Genomic DNA, 16,308 nt, shown 5'->3' on the forward strand with positions numbered 1-16,308 from the left:
AGCGATATGAAAGTACTCAAGTTGATTGCATTCACTGCAGTCATGGCGATGTCTGTGAATGTGCTGGCCGAAGGCGGTGGTGACCGTACTTTTGAGCGCGCGCTGAGCGCCAATGCAAAAGCCATGGAACAGTACGCCGCCAACCAGGGCAAAGCGCCGCCGGTGATGAAGGATTACGAATACGGAATGAAGCTGGACGTGGTCAAAGTGGTGAGCGTGGTGAAGCCGCAGCCTGCGTGCAAAGTGGTGCCCACCGCGATGACTTATGAGGACTCCAAGGGACAGCTCAACACCATCAAGTACAACGTGATGGGCGTGTGTCGAAACGGCGGGAGCTGAATCCTTCACGGCGAAACGCGGTCCCGTGTAGGAGCTGCCGAAGGCTGCGATCTTTTGACTTTGATTTTTAAAGATCAAGATCAAAAGATCGCAGCCTTCGGCAGCTCCTACAGGGTCGAATCGCAATATCACGCTGCGTATTTCAATTCGTGATGTTTAAAGGTTGTGTGGGAAGTGCGGAACCTTCCCACAATGTTTTCAGGTTGTCCGTCGGACGTCCGCTCTCTAGCCTGTGTGGGTCGCTGCCAATTCAGCGATCGGGATTGGAACCCCGTGGCTTTACAGAAAGCGAAAGCACTTTTCATGACGTATGCTTGCACACCTTTGATGGTATGCAGTTCGTTATGGCAGCTGTGCGCGGGAGACTTCGAGTCTGTCGGGTTTTCTGTTCCCCGGGTTCCAACCTGCGTACAGCTGCCACCCTTTCGATTGGAACCGAATGGGCCAGCTCCACTATCAGAACAGAAGATGAACCTTATGAAAAAGCCAACCCCGAATCCCCCCGAAACAGACGCTATCCCTGACGCCACCTCAACATCCCCCTACGTCTCCATTGAGACTAGAAAACTCCACGAAGCCGCCGACCGCGCCCTCGATTTCTACCTCAAACCCTCAGCCGCCATCATGTCTGCGCCGTACGTTCCCAACCAGATGTTCCTGGTCAATCCCAAAGCCGACACCGAATCACTACTGGCCAATGCCAGCGAATCGCTGTCGTCGGCCACGGTGATGCTCGGTGACTTCGCGGCGATGCTGGAAGGCACCCACCGCAAGACGCTGTTGGGGATTGCGCAGGTCGTCATGCTTGGCGAGCTGGCGGTGAACAAAGCGCTGGATAACGTGGAGGTCACGACGTAGGCGAAGGTCCTTTGGCGGGGGGCTTTTTCTCGCAATAGGTAAACAAAACGACCGTGTATCTGAAAGCTATACGTGTGTATGCATTGGCTACACGGTCGGTATAGAATCGACTCCGAAGCCGCTCTCATGGCTTCGAACCTCAAACTTTAGATCTCACGTTCAGAGCATGGCCCAAACCTCTCCGGGCCACTCAAGGAGTCAGAAAATGAAAAATAAACAAAAGCTGATGTGCTAACGCCATAAGGAGGCTCCAGTTCCAACATCACCTACTCAGATGGGAAACAGAACAATGTCCACAACTGAAAGCGTTGAGAAATCCAAACCCGTTCCAATCAACATGAGAGCGGACGAAAAGAAACGTAATCTGATCGATTTGGCAGCCGCCATGTCTGGTCGTGATCGCACAAGTTTTATCCTGGAAGCTGCCTGCCAAAAAGCTGAAGAGGTGATTCTGGATAAACGACTGTTCCTTCTCGACGACAGCGCATTTGACGCATTCGAACAGGCTATTGAAGCCAATCCGGCTCGAGGTAACGAATGCCTGCACCAACTGCTCGCACGTCCAAAACGTTGGAGTTGACCGCCCCCGAGAAGCTCAACGACCGACACGAACTCGATGCCTTCGATTCTGGTGAGGTGACCATTGACCAATACCTGCTGAGGAAGGCGCGAAAAGCCCAATCCACCAAGCAGGCTGTTGTGTACGTCAGTTGCCTCAAAGGCACGTCGAATGTGATGGCCTATTACACGCTTTCCAGCGGATCAGTCGCCCGTGCCAGCGTCATGCCGAAAAGCAGTCAACGCAATTCGCCCAGTGTCCATCCGGTCACTCTATTGGGGCGTATGGGCGTAACACGGGAAGCTCAGGGCCAAGGTTTCGCTGTCGATTTACTGCAAGATGCGATTGAAAGAGCCCTCAACGCGTCTCAGTCGATCGGATCCAGTGCAATAATTGTTCATCCCTTGAATGATCGGCTGTCGAGCTTTTATATCAAGTACGCGGGATTCATTCCGTGCCCCGACATTTCGCCTATAACCCTGATGCTGCCTTTACGCTAAAGCTTGGCTTAATCAGCTACCCGCTAGGTTGTCTCGATAGCGGGTTGATTATGTCGCGACCGCAGAGCAAAAAAAAGCGCCCCGAAGGACGCCAAAAGATTCACCTCTTACCAAAGGAGCAAGGAGCTTCTAAAGGTGAATTTGCATCAACCGCGCAATCAAAGAATCGCCAGCGGATACTCGACAATCACCCGCACTTCATCCAGATCCGACTCGAACGCCGTGGCGCGGGTGGTGGCTTGGCGCAAACGCAGCGACAGGTCTTTCATCGAGCCGCTTTGCACCACGTATTTGACTTCGATATCGCGCTCCCAACGTTTCTGATCGGTCAGCGGATTACCCTCGGCATCGCGGCGCATGTACACCGCGTTGGCATTGGAATAATCGGCGTCGGTGCCGCGTGCGTAACGGGTCATGAATGACAGACCGGGCACGCCATAGGTCGTCATGTCGAGGTCATAACGCACCATCCACGAACGCTCTTTCGGCGAGTTGAAGTCGCTGTACTGGATGGAGTTGTCGAGGAAAATCGAGTCGGACTGGCGCAGGTAATCGAAGTCGTCATTGCCGTTGTTGCGCTGGTGGGAGAGGGCGACGGAGTGGGCGCCGAGTTTTACGCCAACGCGGCCGCTCCAGATGTTGTTGTCGAACTCGCCGAGCAGTTGTTTGCCTTCATCGACGGCCTTGTAATAGTTCAGCCCACCGAACAGTGAGAGGTCATCGGACAGCGGATACGTCCAGGCTGTACCGGCGTAATACTGATTCCACGCATCCTTGAGACGGCTGGAATACAAGCTGAAACTGAGGTTTTTGTTCAGCACGTAATCGCCGCCGCCATACGCGATCCACGGCGAATTGACCGGGCCTGCGTAGAAGGTCGCGAAGTTCTCGCGCATGTCGCTGGACACCGGTTGGCTCATTGCATGCAACCGGCCACCCTGCACCGACAGACCTTCGATGCTGGTGTTGGTCGCCGTCACGCCGCGAAAACTTTCCGGCAGCAAGCGCGAATCACCGGCCGCGACCATCGGGTTGGCCGGGAACACATCACCGACCCTGACCACCGTATCGAACGCCCGGATTTTCGCAGCGCCACCGACCTTGGTGTATTCGTCCCGCGCCTCGCCGTCACTGTTGACCGGCAACACATCAAACGAACTGCGCCCACCGTTGCGCCCGTCACCGGTATCGAGTTTCAGCCCGATCATCGCAAACGCATCGACACCGACGCCGACGGTGCCCTGGGTGAAACCGGATTCGAACTTGCTGATCACGGCATGCGCCCAGGCTTCGGAATAACCGTTGCCGGTGGGGCTGGACTGGCCATTGCGATGATCACGATTGAAGTAGAAATTGCGGTTTAGCACCGTCAGGCTGCTGCCTTCGACAAAGCCTTCGGGCTTGTCTTCTGCAAACACCACGGACGGCCCTGAGCCGACCACCACCGCTAAAGCGGCCATCGATATTTTTCTAGGGTTAACCATCAAACACTCCTTGGGTTCGGCAGAACGGGAACGTGCTTCGGCGTGGGTTTTGTTGTGCGACAGGCAAGGGCCCGCCGGCATTGGTCGCCGGGTCACATCGTTGCAAGCTGCGGATAACGCCAAGGTGATGAGGGAATTACAATTTCGTCATGTGCGTGAAGCGCCAGGGGCCGCGCACCTTTGTAGGAGTGAGCCTGCTCGCGATGGCGCAGTGGCAGCCACGGAAGATGCTGATTGTGTCGACGCTTTCGCGGTCAGTCTCGCTTTCAGGGGGATTTTTTCGAGAACGCAATGAAGCTGCCTGTCGATCGATTTGGATTGCCTGGGGCGCCCGCATCCATAAACAAGAAACCCGATCGGCTCAACACACCCAGCGCAGTAGAGTCCCCGCCGTCCAGATTAAACGACTCGCCTGGTACTTTATTCAAACGGTCGATTCTGGCCATGACGTCTGACCACTCTGGCATGGTGAATCCGGAAGAATCATCTTTGCGACGGGAGTCGCCGATTCCAATCACCAGTCGTGTGCGGTCTTTGACTTCGCTTTCTTTGTTCAGAAGGCTGATTGCCGAGCGATTGTTGGGTTGATCGGCGTGCCCAAGCTCACCTGGAAGATTGGCCTTTGCATTGAATTTGAATCTGGCCTCTTGAAGACGCATCTCGGTAAATTGCGCTTCACCGTTTTTGGCAAGCAAGGGGGCCGTCTGAATGAGCGAGCCATTGCTCATTTTCAAATCGACATACGTGTCAGCGTAGGCAGCAGGAAGGGGCAGTGATGGTCGGTATTGCCCATCGACGAAGCTGGTACCAATCGAAGCCCATTTAGGTGCTTGCCTGGAAGCTCGCTGCTGGAGATTGTAAAAACCGCCATTGAGGTAGGCGCTCCACCTGGCGTCCGCTTTGTTGATCGCCGCATTCAAATGGCTAGCTGATCCCGATTTCAGGCGCACAGGCTGGTCGCCACCCGCTATTTTGCCTTCGTAACTCGAATCGATCGAAAGATACATAAGTGTCCTCTTGCCGATGAATCTGCGAGATTGGTCAAATCCCCTCGCTTGGAAATAATCGGCGTCTCCCTCAAGAGAGACAGCGATAATGCCGGGAACCATTGTGACGATGTCTCGCTTCTCATTGACAACACTGTGGCGGAGTAACCGCCATAGATCTTGCGCTCTTTCTGAATTCAGTCCGTCAGGGTCAATATTCATGACCGGATTGCCGTCGACAAAGCGAAAGTAATTCAACCCGGCGGCGTCTGCGGCGGGATCAGGATTTAACCACCGCTGCAGCCACGCCACGTAATACCTGAACCCATAGTAATAAAGCCCCGTCGCATCCCGCTCCTTGCCCGAATAGCGGAGGATTTTGTAACTCGCCTCGATCTCTTCGCGCCCGGCAAACCACGCGGTGGTGCCAAACGGGTGATAGCGCTCATGACTGATTACCAGGCCCTCCCTGTCGAGTTCCAGCGCGCAGGAACCCAAATGGTCGCTGAGGCTGTAACGCAGTTGATCGTTGTTGATGTCGTTGGGCGGTTCGGATTCCCAGTGCAACACCTGCACGCTGCTGCGCCCGGCCTGAACGCTGATGATCTGCAACGTTTCGCCCGTGCCGCTGTGGGTGCGGATTTGCAGGTTAGGCAGATAACGGGTTTCGGCGATCAGCGTCCGGACATTGGTTTGCGTTTGCCGGGTTTTGCGCAGGCGCATGCCGTCGGCGCCGTAGTCGTAGCGCTCGCTGTCGTCAGCCGCGCCGTCACGCTCAACCGCTCTGACTTCGCGCAACTGGTTGCGCAGATCCCAGTGCAAAGATTGGCCGGGTTGCAGGGCGAGCAGATTGCCGTTGGCATCGAAGCCTTTGCGAAAATCTTCCTCGTCCGGCTCCACGTCATTCAACACGGGTAGACAGCGGTTGCTTTGGGCGTCGGCGAGCAGGCGATGGCCGTGTTTTTGCGCGCCTTCGTGAGTCAGTTCCAGGAGATTGCCAGCGCGATCATAGCGATAGGTCTGGGTGTACCGGGTGACTGCGGCCGGATCGTTGAATGCCGAAAACGACGGGCCCTGATTGGCGCCACCAGCCTCCCATCCCGTTGCTTTGACCAACTGATAGAGGCTGTCATACCCATAGCGGTTGATCGGCTCGATGCGCTGGTTGGCGAAATAACGGATCGGCAGCGCGGCGTCTTCGATGCTGATGACATTGCCGACCGGGTCATAGGCATAGTGCAAGTCTTGCAGGCGTTCGTCGTTGCGTCTGGCTTGCAGTCGGGTCAGGCGACTATCCTCGGGCGCATAGTGCAGTGCGGTGATGACGCCGTTGCCGGCGGTTTCCTGTTCGGTCTGGCCGTGGGCGTTGTACTGGATGGCGTGGACCAGAGTTTTCGGCTGGGGTTGTTTATCCAGTTGCAGGCGTACTTCGTGCAACTGTCCGGCGAGGTTCTGTGCGAAGAACTGGCGGTGACCTTTGGCGTCAGTCTGTTCAATGGTTTCGCCCAGGGCATTGAACACCGAGCGGCTCATAGCCCCGGCGCCGGTTTCGAGCAATACGTCGCGGTCGGGCAGCGGTTCGGGCCAGTCGGGGGATTCGAGGGAGTGCAGAAAATGTCGAGTCTGCTGCATGACGCCACCGCTCAACCCGAACTGTTCGAACAACTGCGTGCCGGCCGGATCATCATGGCGAATCAGTTGCCCGCACTGGTTGCGCGTGGCAAATGCCGGCTCGCTGCTGCCATAACCATAACGTTCCGTGCACAACGGCTCGCCATCCACCGCCTGCTCGAAGAGCGCAAGCGGTCGTATCAGTTTGTCGTATTCCATCCGCCGCTCACTGCCTCGGCCATCCCGGTTCAGTACCGATTGATGCGCCTCACCCAACAGGCTGACACGCCATCCGGCATCGACGCTGCTGGTGCTCAACACCTGACCGGACAGCGAATAAAGCGTGGTGAGGTTGGCAGGCGTCAGCTGGCGTGGATCACGCTGTGCGCGCAACCGTCCGGCAGCGTCATGCAACTGACGGGTGATTCGAGCCTCGGTCTCGACAGCCTCGCGCCAGTACGCAACCTGCCGCACCGGCAGGCCACGGCCGTCGATGGCGGACAAGCGCGGGGTGTCAGTCGTCATGTTTGCGGGCTCTTCCACCAGTTGCTTCGTCGTTGTTCTGGCGGTGGCTCAAACAGGTCGTTTTCGTCGAACGCTACATTGCACCAGATCCAGTACCACACCTGGCGTCGCAACGGTTTGAGTTGCGGCGGATCGCCTTGCAGCATTTTTCTGGCCAGCACCGTTTCGCTCGGACGGCCCGCCGCGTCGTAGAACTGTTGATCGAAAATGGCATGCTGACGCATCGACCGATCATTGATGTAACGCGGCTGATCGGCAAAGTAGGGACGATAAATCCGTACTGTTTTGCCCTTGTTGTTGTATTCCACCGGTTCGCTGACGCGCCAGCGTCGCGGTACTTCGGACTCCTCCGGGGTGCCATCGGAGTTGAGGATCAGCTCACCGTTTGCATCGACCCGCCAGGATTTGCCCGGCTCGACTTCCTGTTTGGTTTGCAGTGTGCGGCCGAAGCCGTCCCAGCAGACGATGCTGATCCGTACTTGCATCGCTTCGTCGCCGGGATAGCGGTCGGCCAGCAGGGCCGCTGAAAACACCGGCTCACGCTGTGCCGCGTCGATCTGCTGTTTGAGCAGGGCCTCGTCAGGGGTAAGGTTTTCCAGCCCGGCCAGGTGCTGCCGCGCTCGGTCGCAGAGGTGCCCGTCGGGCAGCACAAACCCTTCGCCCCTGGCCCACGCCAGCCATGCCGGGGCGGGGGGCGAGGTGCGGGAAATCCGTCCCATCCAGCTGAACGGGTCGCTGAAACCGACGCTGGCAAAGTTGCCGATGGCTTTTTTCGGATCGGCAATGGCGATGGCCGGGTCGCGATCCGGTGGCGGGACATAGGTGTCCAACCTGTCAAACCCCACGGGTTGCCCTAGCTCGGTGCCTTGGAAACTGATCACCAGCGGCTCGCCGAAGGCGTTACACCGTGCCTCGTGGACATTACGATTGGCATCCTCGACGGCCGCCGGCAGGAAGGTCCGGTAATCGACCCCAAGGATGCGTGTGGTGCAACCGTCGGGCAACGTCACGGCGGTGGTCAGGCAAGCGTAGGCGTCGTAGGTGATCTGTGTCTCGCCGTGACTGCGGGTTTCCCGGTACTTGCAGACGTTATAAAACCCGTCGAGCTGGTAGATGGGGAACCCTCGGTGTACCGACCACAGGTAGTTCTTCGCGTCGCCCGCGTCCTTAATCACTTGCCCGGCCGCCTCGGGCAAAAACAGCGCCATGATGTGGTAGCCCACCTCAGGCGATTCGAGTTTGTCTTTAAGGTTGAACGGCATGTTGCCATGCTCATCCTTGAGTTTGTCATAAGCGCTCAGGGCGACTTCATCCAGTTCCGCTATTTCGACATGAGCGGGCAGGCCTTCGAAGCTCGCCTGACCCGGAGCAAGTGGGGTTTCGCCGTCCTTGGGGTTCATGTAGTGCTGCAAGGACAGCCCTGTCAGCACCGATTGTGCTGCCCACTCGCCGTCGTCCTTGCTCTGTTCAAGGAAATGCGCGTAATTGATCGTGGCCGGGGTCAGTGCCTGCTTCGGCAGAACCAGGGCGTTGCTGCGAATCTGGAAGGGCAGGTTCAAACGCCACGCCTCGCGATCCGGCAAATGCAGCGGCAGGGTTTTGGTTTGCGTCAGGTACCAGTTTTGTTGTGCGTCGTCATGGGCGTCCCTCCACCAGGTCTTCTGATGATCGTCACTGAAGGGCGGCGTATCCTCGACGGTTTTGCGCCGAGCGTAGTGCACAGTGAACTCGTGGAGACACATGCCGAATTCGTCCCACTCAAGTTTGATCTGATGCTGGCAAGACGGGTCGTCATCAATCGAGGGCTCGTACTGGTAGCTGATCGACTCGAGGTCCATCGGTTGCAGCACCGCGTAGGGCTGGTGTACCCCTTTGGGACGCAGCACCCGCACCAGTGCGCGATTTTCCTGTACGACGTAGGGCACGGCGGTTTTCGGGTCGTCGTCGGCCGCAAAGACTTCCGAACGCAGCACCCGGCCGCTCAGGGCGCGGGCTATTTCATGGGCCGTGCCTTCGTCCGGGTCGGTGAAGGGTTGCGTTGCCCGATCGTTGAAGTGGTAGTGGTGCAGCAGCGTGGTCTGCAAGTCCACGGCCAAGGTATCGCGATCGTAATAGCCGTCCCTCGCAGGATCGATCGTGTCACCGGTGTGGAACCAGGTCTTGCTCAGGATCGGGGCGGTGAAACCGGTGGATGCACGCTCCGCCGCGCTGGCTTCGGTATCGGTCTGTTGCAGCAAACGAAAGCCGCGAAACTCGCGCTCACGTCGGTCGTAATGGCCACCGCGGTAGGTAAAACACTGTGTCAGTCGATTACCGGTGATGTCGTCGAACTGTGTTTGCCGACTGACCAGGTGCATGGCAAACGGTAGTCGGGACACCGGATTGTCTATGCCGATCGCGTGTTGCTCGCGTTTTTCATCCAGCCATTCCTGTGCCGAACTGCGATAGGTCACGCCGGTGCTGGCGCCCATGTTGTTGCAGGTGCGGCTGGCCAGATAGGGCTTGGCTTTGACAAAGTCATAGCGCCAGTGGCGTGGCGTCATGTGCGGCACCGTCAGGACGATGCTGGAACAACCCAGCCCTTGCAGGTCGGCGGTGCTGACCTGGCAGAGTCGGTCGTACTGCACGCCTTCGGGCCAGGGCAGATTGGTCGACGTCTGCTCGTAATCCTGGCCGCAACGGTTCATGAATATGCGCAGGCGTTCAGTTTCGAGGAAGATCAGATCGGCGGCCCCCGAGCCGTCAAGATCGGCCAGCAATACCTGGGCGGCGTTGAATTCGTGGGCGGCAAACGGCAGGGCACTCAGCACAAAGCCCTTGCCGAAACGCCCGCGTCCCAGGTTGGGCCAGCATTTGACTTCGTTGTGGCGGATGCGCACCAGATGTTGCTGGCCGCTGCCGAGCACATCGGCGAATGCCACCAGTTCGAGCGGGGTGTTGCTCAGCGTCGGCAGTTCATCGTCATCACCCTCGACGGTTTTTTTCTCATGAGGTACGTCGATACCATCGGCGAACCCTTGCGCGCGACGGTTGGCATACAAGCGCACGCTGCGGGTGCCGATCAGTGCCATGTCGCTCAGGCCATCGCCCATCAGGTCGGTGATTTGCGCCATGGGATGCAGAAATTCATTGGGGAAGGCATCGAAGGGCACAAAATCAGACCAGTTGCGTTCTGGATCGAGGGTGAAGAAACCGCACACCCCCGGCATGGCGAGTACCCAGTCGAGCTTGCCATCGCCGGTCAGGTCGGTGAGCGACTGGTGAAAGGGTTTGCTGCTATCGGCCACTGGAATGTGCTCCAGGCGTTTCCAGTCGCTGTAGCACACGTTGTCGCCACCGCTTTCGCAGCGCAGCGGCTCGCGGTAATACCAGGCTTGATCGTAACGGCACAGCACCCCCGGCATGCCTTCGCCGTACAGGTCGGCCAATTGATAGCGCTGACCGTCGTTGAGTCCGGGCATGTCGGGGAATTGCGCCCAGCCCTGATCCTTCGAATCAAGGTCGAAGGCGTTATAGCTGAACTCCGTTGGCGGCCGGCTTTCCACCTGGCCCAGCGCGTCGTAGGCCTGAATATGGGCCGCGGTCAGGTGTTGGTAGCCCAATGGACTTGACCGGTGTTCCAGCAGCAGGCGCTGAACCAGAACCGGTTTATTGCCCAGTTCCTTGGGGAAGTCATGAAACATCAACACCTGCTTGCACAGGTGGCGGGTACCCAGCTCGAAACCGTAGCTGTAGATCCAGTACGTGTCGCTGCGACCCGGCCAGAGTTGTTGTTCATCGAAGGTAGGCACCTGTTCAAGATCGGTGCTGCGTTCGCCGTAATCGAACACCAGGTGAAAATGCCACTGTTGTGCTTTCCAGCTGTCGGCCTTCCACGCGTAAAGATGTGGGTGGGCCTTGGCGTTGCCATAACACACGCGTTTTATGTAGCGCTGGGCCCGGTAGTCGCGCAATTGCGGTGGTGCGGGTGAATCCGTGTCGGCCTTGTATTCGTAAACAATGTGCTCGCCGCGGGTGTTGAGGCTTTCCTCGATCAACCAGACGCCGACACGTTGCGGGTCGGCCGGATCGACCCGGCGCGAGCTTTCGCTTGTGCCATACACATGCAGGCTGCCGTCGGCGCCGTGGATCAGCCAGAATCCCGCGGCATCCGTCGCAGTGGACCAATGCTCGATCAAGGCGAACGCGCCCTCGACCCGTGGCCAGTGGCGCACCACCGTGTAGGTTTTTCCCAGCGGCTCGCCGTTGTAGGTGCTCGCGATGCGGGAAATCAAGGTGCCGTCGCTTTCACTGCGTTCGGGCATCCACACATCACCGCCAGGCCCCATGACTGGATCCGTGCCATCGTAGGCCGGGACACCTTTGGAGGTCTGCAGGGTGATGGCATCGACCATCATTTGCCAGCCGATCCCGAACGGGCTGTTGCCCACGTCGCTTTTGTAATTCAAGCCCAGCGATGGGGCAAAGCCGCGACCGGGCGAAATCGGCAGCGGTAACTCCAGCGACGCTGCACCGTTGGTGCCGACGGCTCCCCAGCCCTTGCCGATGCTTTGGATGGCGCCGCCCATTTTCGGGAGCGCGGGGGTGTTGATTTGCATCGTCGACTGTTGCTGCTGTTGTTCGTTCATAGCGAACCGCCCTCGCGTCTGGCCGTGTAGCAAACGTGCACGATGATGTCGGTGAGGGATTTGATCTGGGCCGGCCGATCCGCGAGGTTGGTGAGGGCCAGACTCCACCTTGAAATGGCCCCGGTGCATTCGAACGGCAGATAGCGCTCATCCTGAAAGTTAAGCTGGAACATGCCGTTGTCATCGGTGCCGTGGGAGAGGGCGATCTGTTGGCTGACGCGCAGGTTTTCCTTGGCGGTGCCGGCGGTGGCGGCCATTTCGACCTTGCTGTAATTCTGCGTCAGCACGGCGCAGATATCTTTATAGGGCCCGATGCTGATCGGCAGGGTCACACTGATGGTCTTGATCCGCCGCAGGTAATGATTCTGATCCTTGTAATCATCGTCGAACATTGGTTGCGTCAGTTCGAACTCACAGGTTCCGGTAGCCGTCAGGCTGAGCTTGATGGCGTCCCAGTCTTTATTGACGGTTGAGGCTGGATCCTTGGCCTTCAGGCCCTTGAGCGACACGGTTTTGCGGATTTCCAGGTCGCGCCTGTTGTTTTTCAGGTAATCGGCATGCATCCGTTGCAGGCTCATTTTCAGCTCTTCGCCGGCACCGAGACCGCGGTAGCTGGCGTTCCATGCACCGGGACGGATAAAGGTTTGAGTGAAATCACCCATTTCGTACTGCCAGCAGGCCTCGGCTGCCTGACATAGCGATTGGGCGGTTGTGAAGGCCGTGTTGTAGAAACCGGCAAACTTGCTGTTGAGCCAGTCGTAGGTCTGGGACCGGCTGAAGCGGTTGCCACTGAGCAGGAAATCGTGAGTCGCCCGGGCCTGGTTCAGCGCGGTTTGTGCCTGGCGCAATTGCAGTTCGGTGGCCTTGTGTTGTTCTTCGTAAAGGGCGAGTTGCGCCTTGATCTGTTCGGCTTCGAGTAGAGCCTGTTCGCAGGCCTGGGTCCATTCCTGGGTGCGGCGGTCATATCGGGATTTCAATTCGGTGAGGTTCATCAAGTTGCGACTGACCGTTGCATCAGCCAATAAGCGCGAAGCAGTTGCACTAAAAGGTCCTGACCAATCTGCTCCCCCAGTACTGAATCCGAAAACGTTGGGGGCCAATTTGGCCAGAGCTCCAGCACCTGAAATGGTGTGTGCATTCTCTTCAGATGTTGTAGCGCGATTAAGTAGCTCACCGGGGATAAGTTCATCGGCGCTTAGCCCATCCTTTAACAACTGCTGGTAATAGGAGACCCGTCCCGCAATGGTTTTCTGACTGGCTTGCAGAGCGAGCTCGTTTTTTTCATCTGTTTTGCAAGCCTGAATCTGTATATCGACCGCCACTTTCGCCAGATTCCACGCCTGCTGTTGTTGCAACTCAAGGTATTGCGCCGACTCCTTTCGTTCGATCAACGACAACAAGGTCGAACCGAACTGGATCACACTGTCCACTGCGTTTTGTGCCAGGGCGAACATGAACGTAAAGCGGTAATGCGGAATCTGCGGACTCAACAGGCCCCTCAGCGCCGCGCCCGACATCCCCTGGCCCCAGGCGGCGAGCAAGGCGCGCGGATCCAGCGGCGCGGCGAACAATGGCAGGTTCAACGGATTGCCCGCCATGTCGAGGTTATGGCGCAGGTTGTACAGCCGGCTATCGGCCCGATCCCAGCACCGGATCAAGTTTGGATTGAAAGGGCGGCGCAAATACGGGTTGTCGTCACCGGACAGCGATGAGTCGTTTTCCCAGGGGCGCAGACACAGCAACGGTGCGGCTTCGGAGTCCGGCGTTTTGCCGATGCGCAACGGTGGCTGTGCCTGAAGCTGGCGTTGAGCACTGATCAATTGTTTTTCGAATTCGCGCAGGTCGTCATTCTTCGCCGTACTCAATTTGCCCAGTGCGGTGGAGATCCAGTCGTCGAACTGGCGAACGTCCGGGCGCGGTCCCAGCAAGTCGAGAATGCGCACATAACGCAACTTGGCTTCGGCCAGACCGTCCGGGGTCAGTTCCCGATAGGCCTGGTCTGCCTGATTGCTTTCGATATCGATATAGAGCGCGTACAACGCCTTGCGAAAGTGCACCGGATAACTCAGGGCAATCTGGTGTGGATCGTCCGGGTACAGAATGGCCTGGCTTGGATCGTGAGGGGTGGGCCATACCTCGTGCTCAAGTGGCACGGACTGCCAGTAACCGGGATGACCGGTTTCGTCGCTCTGGCGTGATGGATCGAAGACAAACGCCAGCCAGTGTCTGGCCTCGTCGTACTGCTGTTCTTCATTCAAGCGATGCGCCACCAGCCATGGCAGGTACAGGAACAGTTCGAGGAAATACAGGTAGTAGGCCCCGGAGAAATCCATGGGCTGCGCGCCGAGTCCATCGGGAATGGGCGGTTCTATCTGGTCCTTCTGGGTGCCCCAGCTCAACAGGGAGGGCATGCCGTTTTCGGCAAGTCTGATCAACTCTCTGGCAAAAACCGTATTCATGCGGATAGGCGCTCGGGATTCAGTATCCCCATCGGTCTGCTGGATACTGGAGAGGGAAAAGTCAATGAATTGAGCTGTGCCCAACGACTGCGTGTCGGAATCGTTATTGATGGCTGGTGAAACTTGTTGTGTAAAAACTGACGGCTCTCCCCACTTGAGTTTCAGTGCTTTGATAGCGCCACCTTTATAAGTCCATCCGTTGGCGTTCGAGTGATAAACCAGTACACCATAAATAAGGGGGATGGTGAGCGCGTCAACGTTCTCTGGCCATTTGTTGACTTTCCAGCCTTCCGGTCGAAGTGTCGACTGGTCGATTGAAAAACCGATGGAAAAACTGGCGTCCTTCGCCAGTTCATTAAAAATGGAGGATGAGTACAACTTTACGACTTGAGAAAGTCCATTTGGCAAATCCTCGGTCAGGACGTCCTTTGGATACATGACTACTTGTTGGTAACCGATGCGGCCTTGATAGTAATCATGGCCGCTAAACATCTGCAATGCTTCGTTGGGAAACGCTCTGTAGAGTGCAAACGGATATAGCCTCATAGATAAGAAACTTAGAACCCAAGGAGTAATCCGTTTGCCCTCTAGCGATGCCGATTCCCCCATGGCAGTGCGAGCTACTGAGAATCTGTATTTGTCGTCGGGGTCGGTAATCAAACCCTCTCTAGGGGTATTGGGGGCTGTTACGACAATTGCAAATGATCCCGACTCTACATCCAGCACATTCGTACCGTCTGCTTTTATAGTGGAGCCCGCAAGCAGTGGCAGATAAGGCAGACCGATATCCTTCTCAAAGTAAACCAGCAACAGGCTTATAATCGGAGTATTCCCCGCGACGAAGACAATCGTAGTGCGCAGAATTGCCGGAAACTCGTTTTCCTGTTTGACGATAAGTTTTATATTGGCATTTTTTCGATCGTAGATCAGTTCCTGATCTTTTCTGCTGTCCTTGATGTTCGCTTGTAAATTATCGAAGTTCCAGAGGGGCGCTGCAGGATACGTGCTCGGGACAGCAATACTTCCGAATAAAGGAGTTCCGGTAGGCAACCAATACTGCAAGTGATCAGCGTTAGTTTTGGCGAACAACCGACCAATCGCTTGAACTCTTTCCGTGCCTTCGCCGTTATCGGCAGGTTTCAAGATCTCTGGGCCATTTTCTGGCGCGGGGACATACCCTGACAGCGGGAACAGTTTCGTGACTTTGAAGTTTTTGTCGATACGCCGGGTTTCCAGAAAGTCGTATGCGTCTCTACTTCCGGTATCGTCGACTTCGTCAGCGACAAAGCCGGAGTACAAGGCAATGAACATCGACTCTGGAGATGTCGAATGGTCATACACCGCAATGGTCTGAGTCTCCCGTTGAATCGCTTCCAGTGGTTTTGCAACCAGCACAGACGTCCGGCAATAATTTTCGATATAGACCCGGGGCGTGCTCCAGCTGTCATCGTATTTCTTGTAGCTGGCGTATAACCGGAACCGTGGATACAGATTGACGATATCAGCTCTTGTTTCGTCCTTGATTGCATCCATGTCCTGAAGCTCGACCTCGGCCCAGATCACGAACAAACGGTTATTGAACCAGCAGGGGCGAATGGTGTGCTCCAGGGCTTTTTCCGAAATTGGCACATTGGCTTTTTGCCAGTCGGTCCAGGCGTTAGGCAGAGGCTTGTCATATTTGGCAGGCGTAGTGGCCAGTGTCGCTTCGGGGTTCTTCACCGGCCGTTGGCTCATATCCAGCGAGCGCCAGTAGTAAGCGTTTTCCGCCGGGGACTTACCGATGAAGTAATAGACGCTGTTGGCGAAATCGTCACCGTCGATGTAGCCGTTGCAGACCTTCAAATTGGCGACTTCTTCAAAGCGTCCCAGGTACGCCAGTACCGCCGCCTGTACGGTGTCGGGCTGAATCTGCGCCTGGTTGAGGTCGTTTTCGAACTGCTCGAAACTGGCGGTCTTGGTCAACCGTAGCGTCGGGTCCAGATAGATGTCCGGAAAGTAGTGCAGTTGCTGGATCGCGGCCCAGATCGGGTAACGGTTCAGGCCGCCGTGCCAGGTTTTGATCTGTTCAGACGTCAGGCTGTCATTGCCGTAACCGGGTTCGATGTTCAGCATTATGCTGTTGGTATGTTGCTGCACACTGGCAATGGCGCAGGCTACGGGGCTGGTCGGCACATTCTGGCTGACCAGCACGTCCAGCAACCAATATTCATAGAGGTCATTGGCCGTCTTGATTTGCGCGGCGAGTCCCAGCTCGATCAGGTAGGGATCGTTGGGTACGGCTTCGTGCAGATAGAGTGCGAGCATCGCGTCACGCAATGACTCATTCAGGGGTGCGTCAAAGGCAGTCGTCATGATCATT

Annotated in this window: 8 protein-coding genes; 4 read left to right on the forward strand and 4 right to left on the reverse strand. The window is 56.9% G+C overall.

Going from position 1 to position 16,308, the window contains the following annotated elements:
- The first annotated feature begins 6 nt into the window (after window positions 1-6).
- The 4 genes from GTU76_RS14215 to GTU76_RS14230 all read left to right on the forward strand — a co-directional run bounded on the left by GTU76_RS14215 (window position 7) and on the right by GTU76_RS14230 (window position 2,256).
- A complete protein-coding gene (locus GTU76_RS14215) occupies window positions 7-339 on the forward strand; it encodes a DUF2790 domain-containing protein (protein WP_016987580.1) in 333 nt (110 codons plus the stop codon).
- Between the two features lie 477 nt (window positions 340-816).
- A complete protein-coding gene (locus GTU76_RS14220; RefSeq protein WP_180698872.1) occupies window positions 817-1,197 on the forward strand; it encodes a DUF6124 family protein in 381 nt (126 codons plus the stop codon).
- Between the two features lie 289 nt (window positions 1,198-1,486).
- Window positions 1,487-1,777, forward strand: a complete 291-nt coding sequence (locus tag GTU76_RS14225) for a type II toxin-antitoxin system TacA family antitoxin (RefSeq protein ID WP_041073246.1) — start codon at window positions 1,487-1,489, stop codon at window positions 1,775-1,777.
- Window positions 1,735-2,256 carry a hypothetical protein gene (locus tag GTU76_RS14230; protein ID WP_180698873.1) on the forward strand — a complete coding sequence of 174 codons (522 nt, stop codon included), beginning with the start codon at window positions 1,735-1,737 and terminating at the stop codon, window positions 2,254-2,256. The genes GTU76_RS14225 and GTU76_RS14230 overlap by 43 nt, the downstream gene beginning before the upstream one ends.
- 158 nt (window positions 2,257-2,414) lie before the next feature.
- On the opposite strand, the gene GTU76_RS14235 is transcribed toward GTU76_RS14230, so the two are convergent.
- The 4 genes from GTU76_RS14235 to GTU76_RS14250 all read right to left on the reverse strand — a co-directional run bounded on the left by GTU76_RS14235 (window position 2,415) and on the right by GTU76_RS14250 (window position 16,301).
- Window positions 2,415-3,740, reverse strand: a complete 1,326-nt coding sequence (locus GTU76_RS14235) for an OprD family porin (RefSeq protein ID WP_180698874.1) — start codon at window positions 3,738-3,740, stop codon at window positions 2,415-2,417.
- Between the two features lie 266 nt (window positions 3,741-4,006).
- The gene (locus tag GTU76_RS14240) at window positions 4,007-6,862 is read right to left on the reverse strand and encodes an RHS repeat-associated core domain-containing protein (protein ID WP_246376040.1); all 2,856 of its coding nucleotides are present in this window, start codon (window positions 6,860-6,862) and stop codon (window positions 4,007-4,009) included.
- Window positions 6,859-11,490: a SpvB/TcaC N-terminal domain-containing protein gene (locus GTU76_RS14245; protein ID WP_180698875.1), complete on the reverse strand. Its 4,632-nt coding sequence runs from the start codon at window positions 11,488-11,490 to the stop codon at window positions 6,859-6,861. The genes GTU76_RS14240 and GTU76_RS14245 overlap by 4 nt, the downstream gene beginning before the upstream one ends.
- Window positions 11,487-16,301: a Tc toxin subunit A-related protein gene (locus tag GTU76_RS14250; RefSeq protein ID WP_180698876.1), complete on the reverse strand. Its 4,815-nt coding sequence runs from the start codon at window positions 16,299-16,301 to the stop codon at window positions 11,487-11,489. Before GTU76_RS14250 ends, GTU76_RS14245 begins: the two co-directional genes overlap by 4 nt.
- Window positions 16,302-16,308 lie beyond the last annotated feature (7 nt).

Source organism: Pseudomonas crudilactis (assembly GCF_013433315.1).
Classification (GTDB): Bacteria; Pseudomonadota; Gammaproteobacteria; order Pseudomonadales; family Pseudomonadaceae; genus Aquipseudomonas; species Aquipseudomonas crudilactis.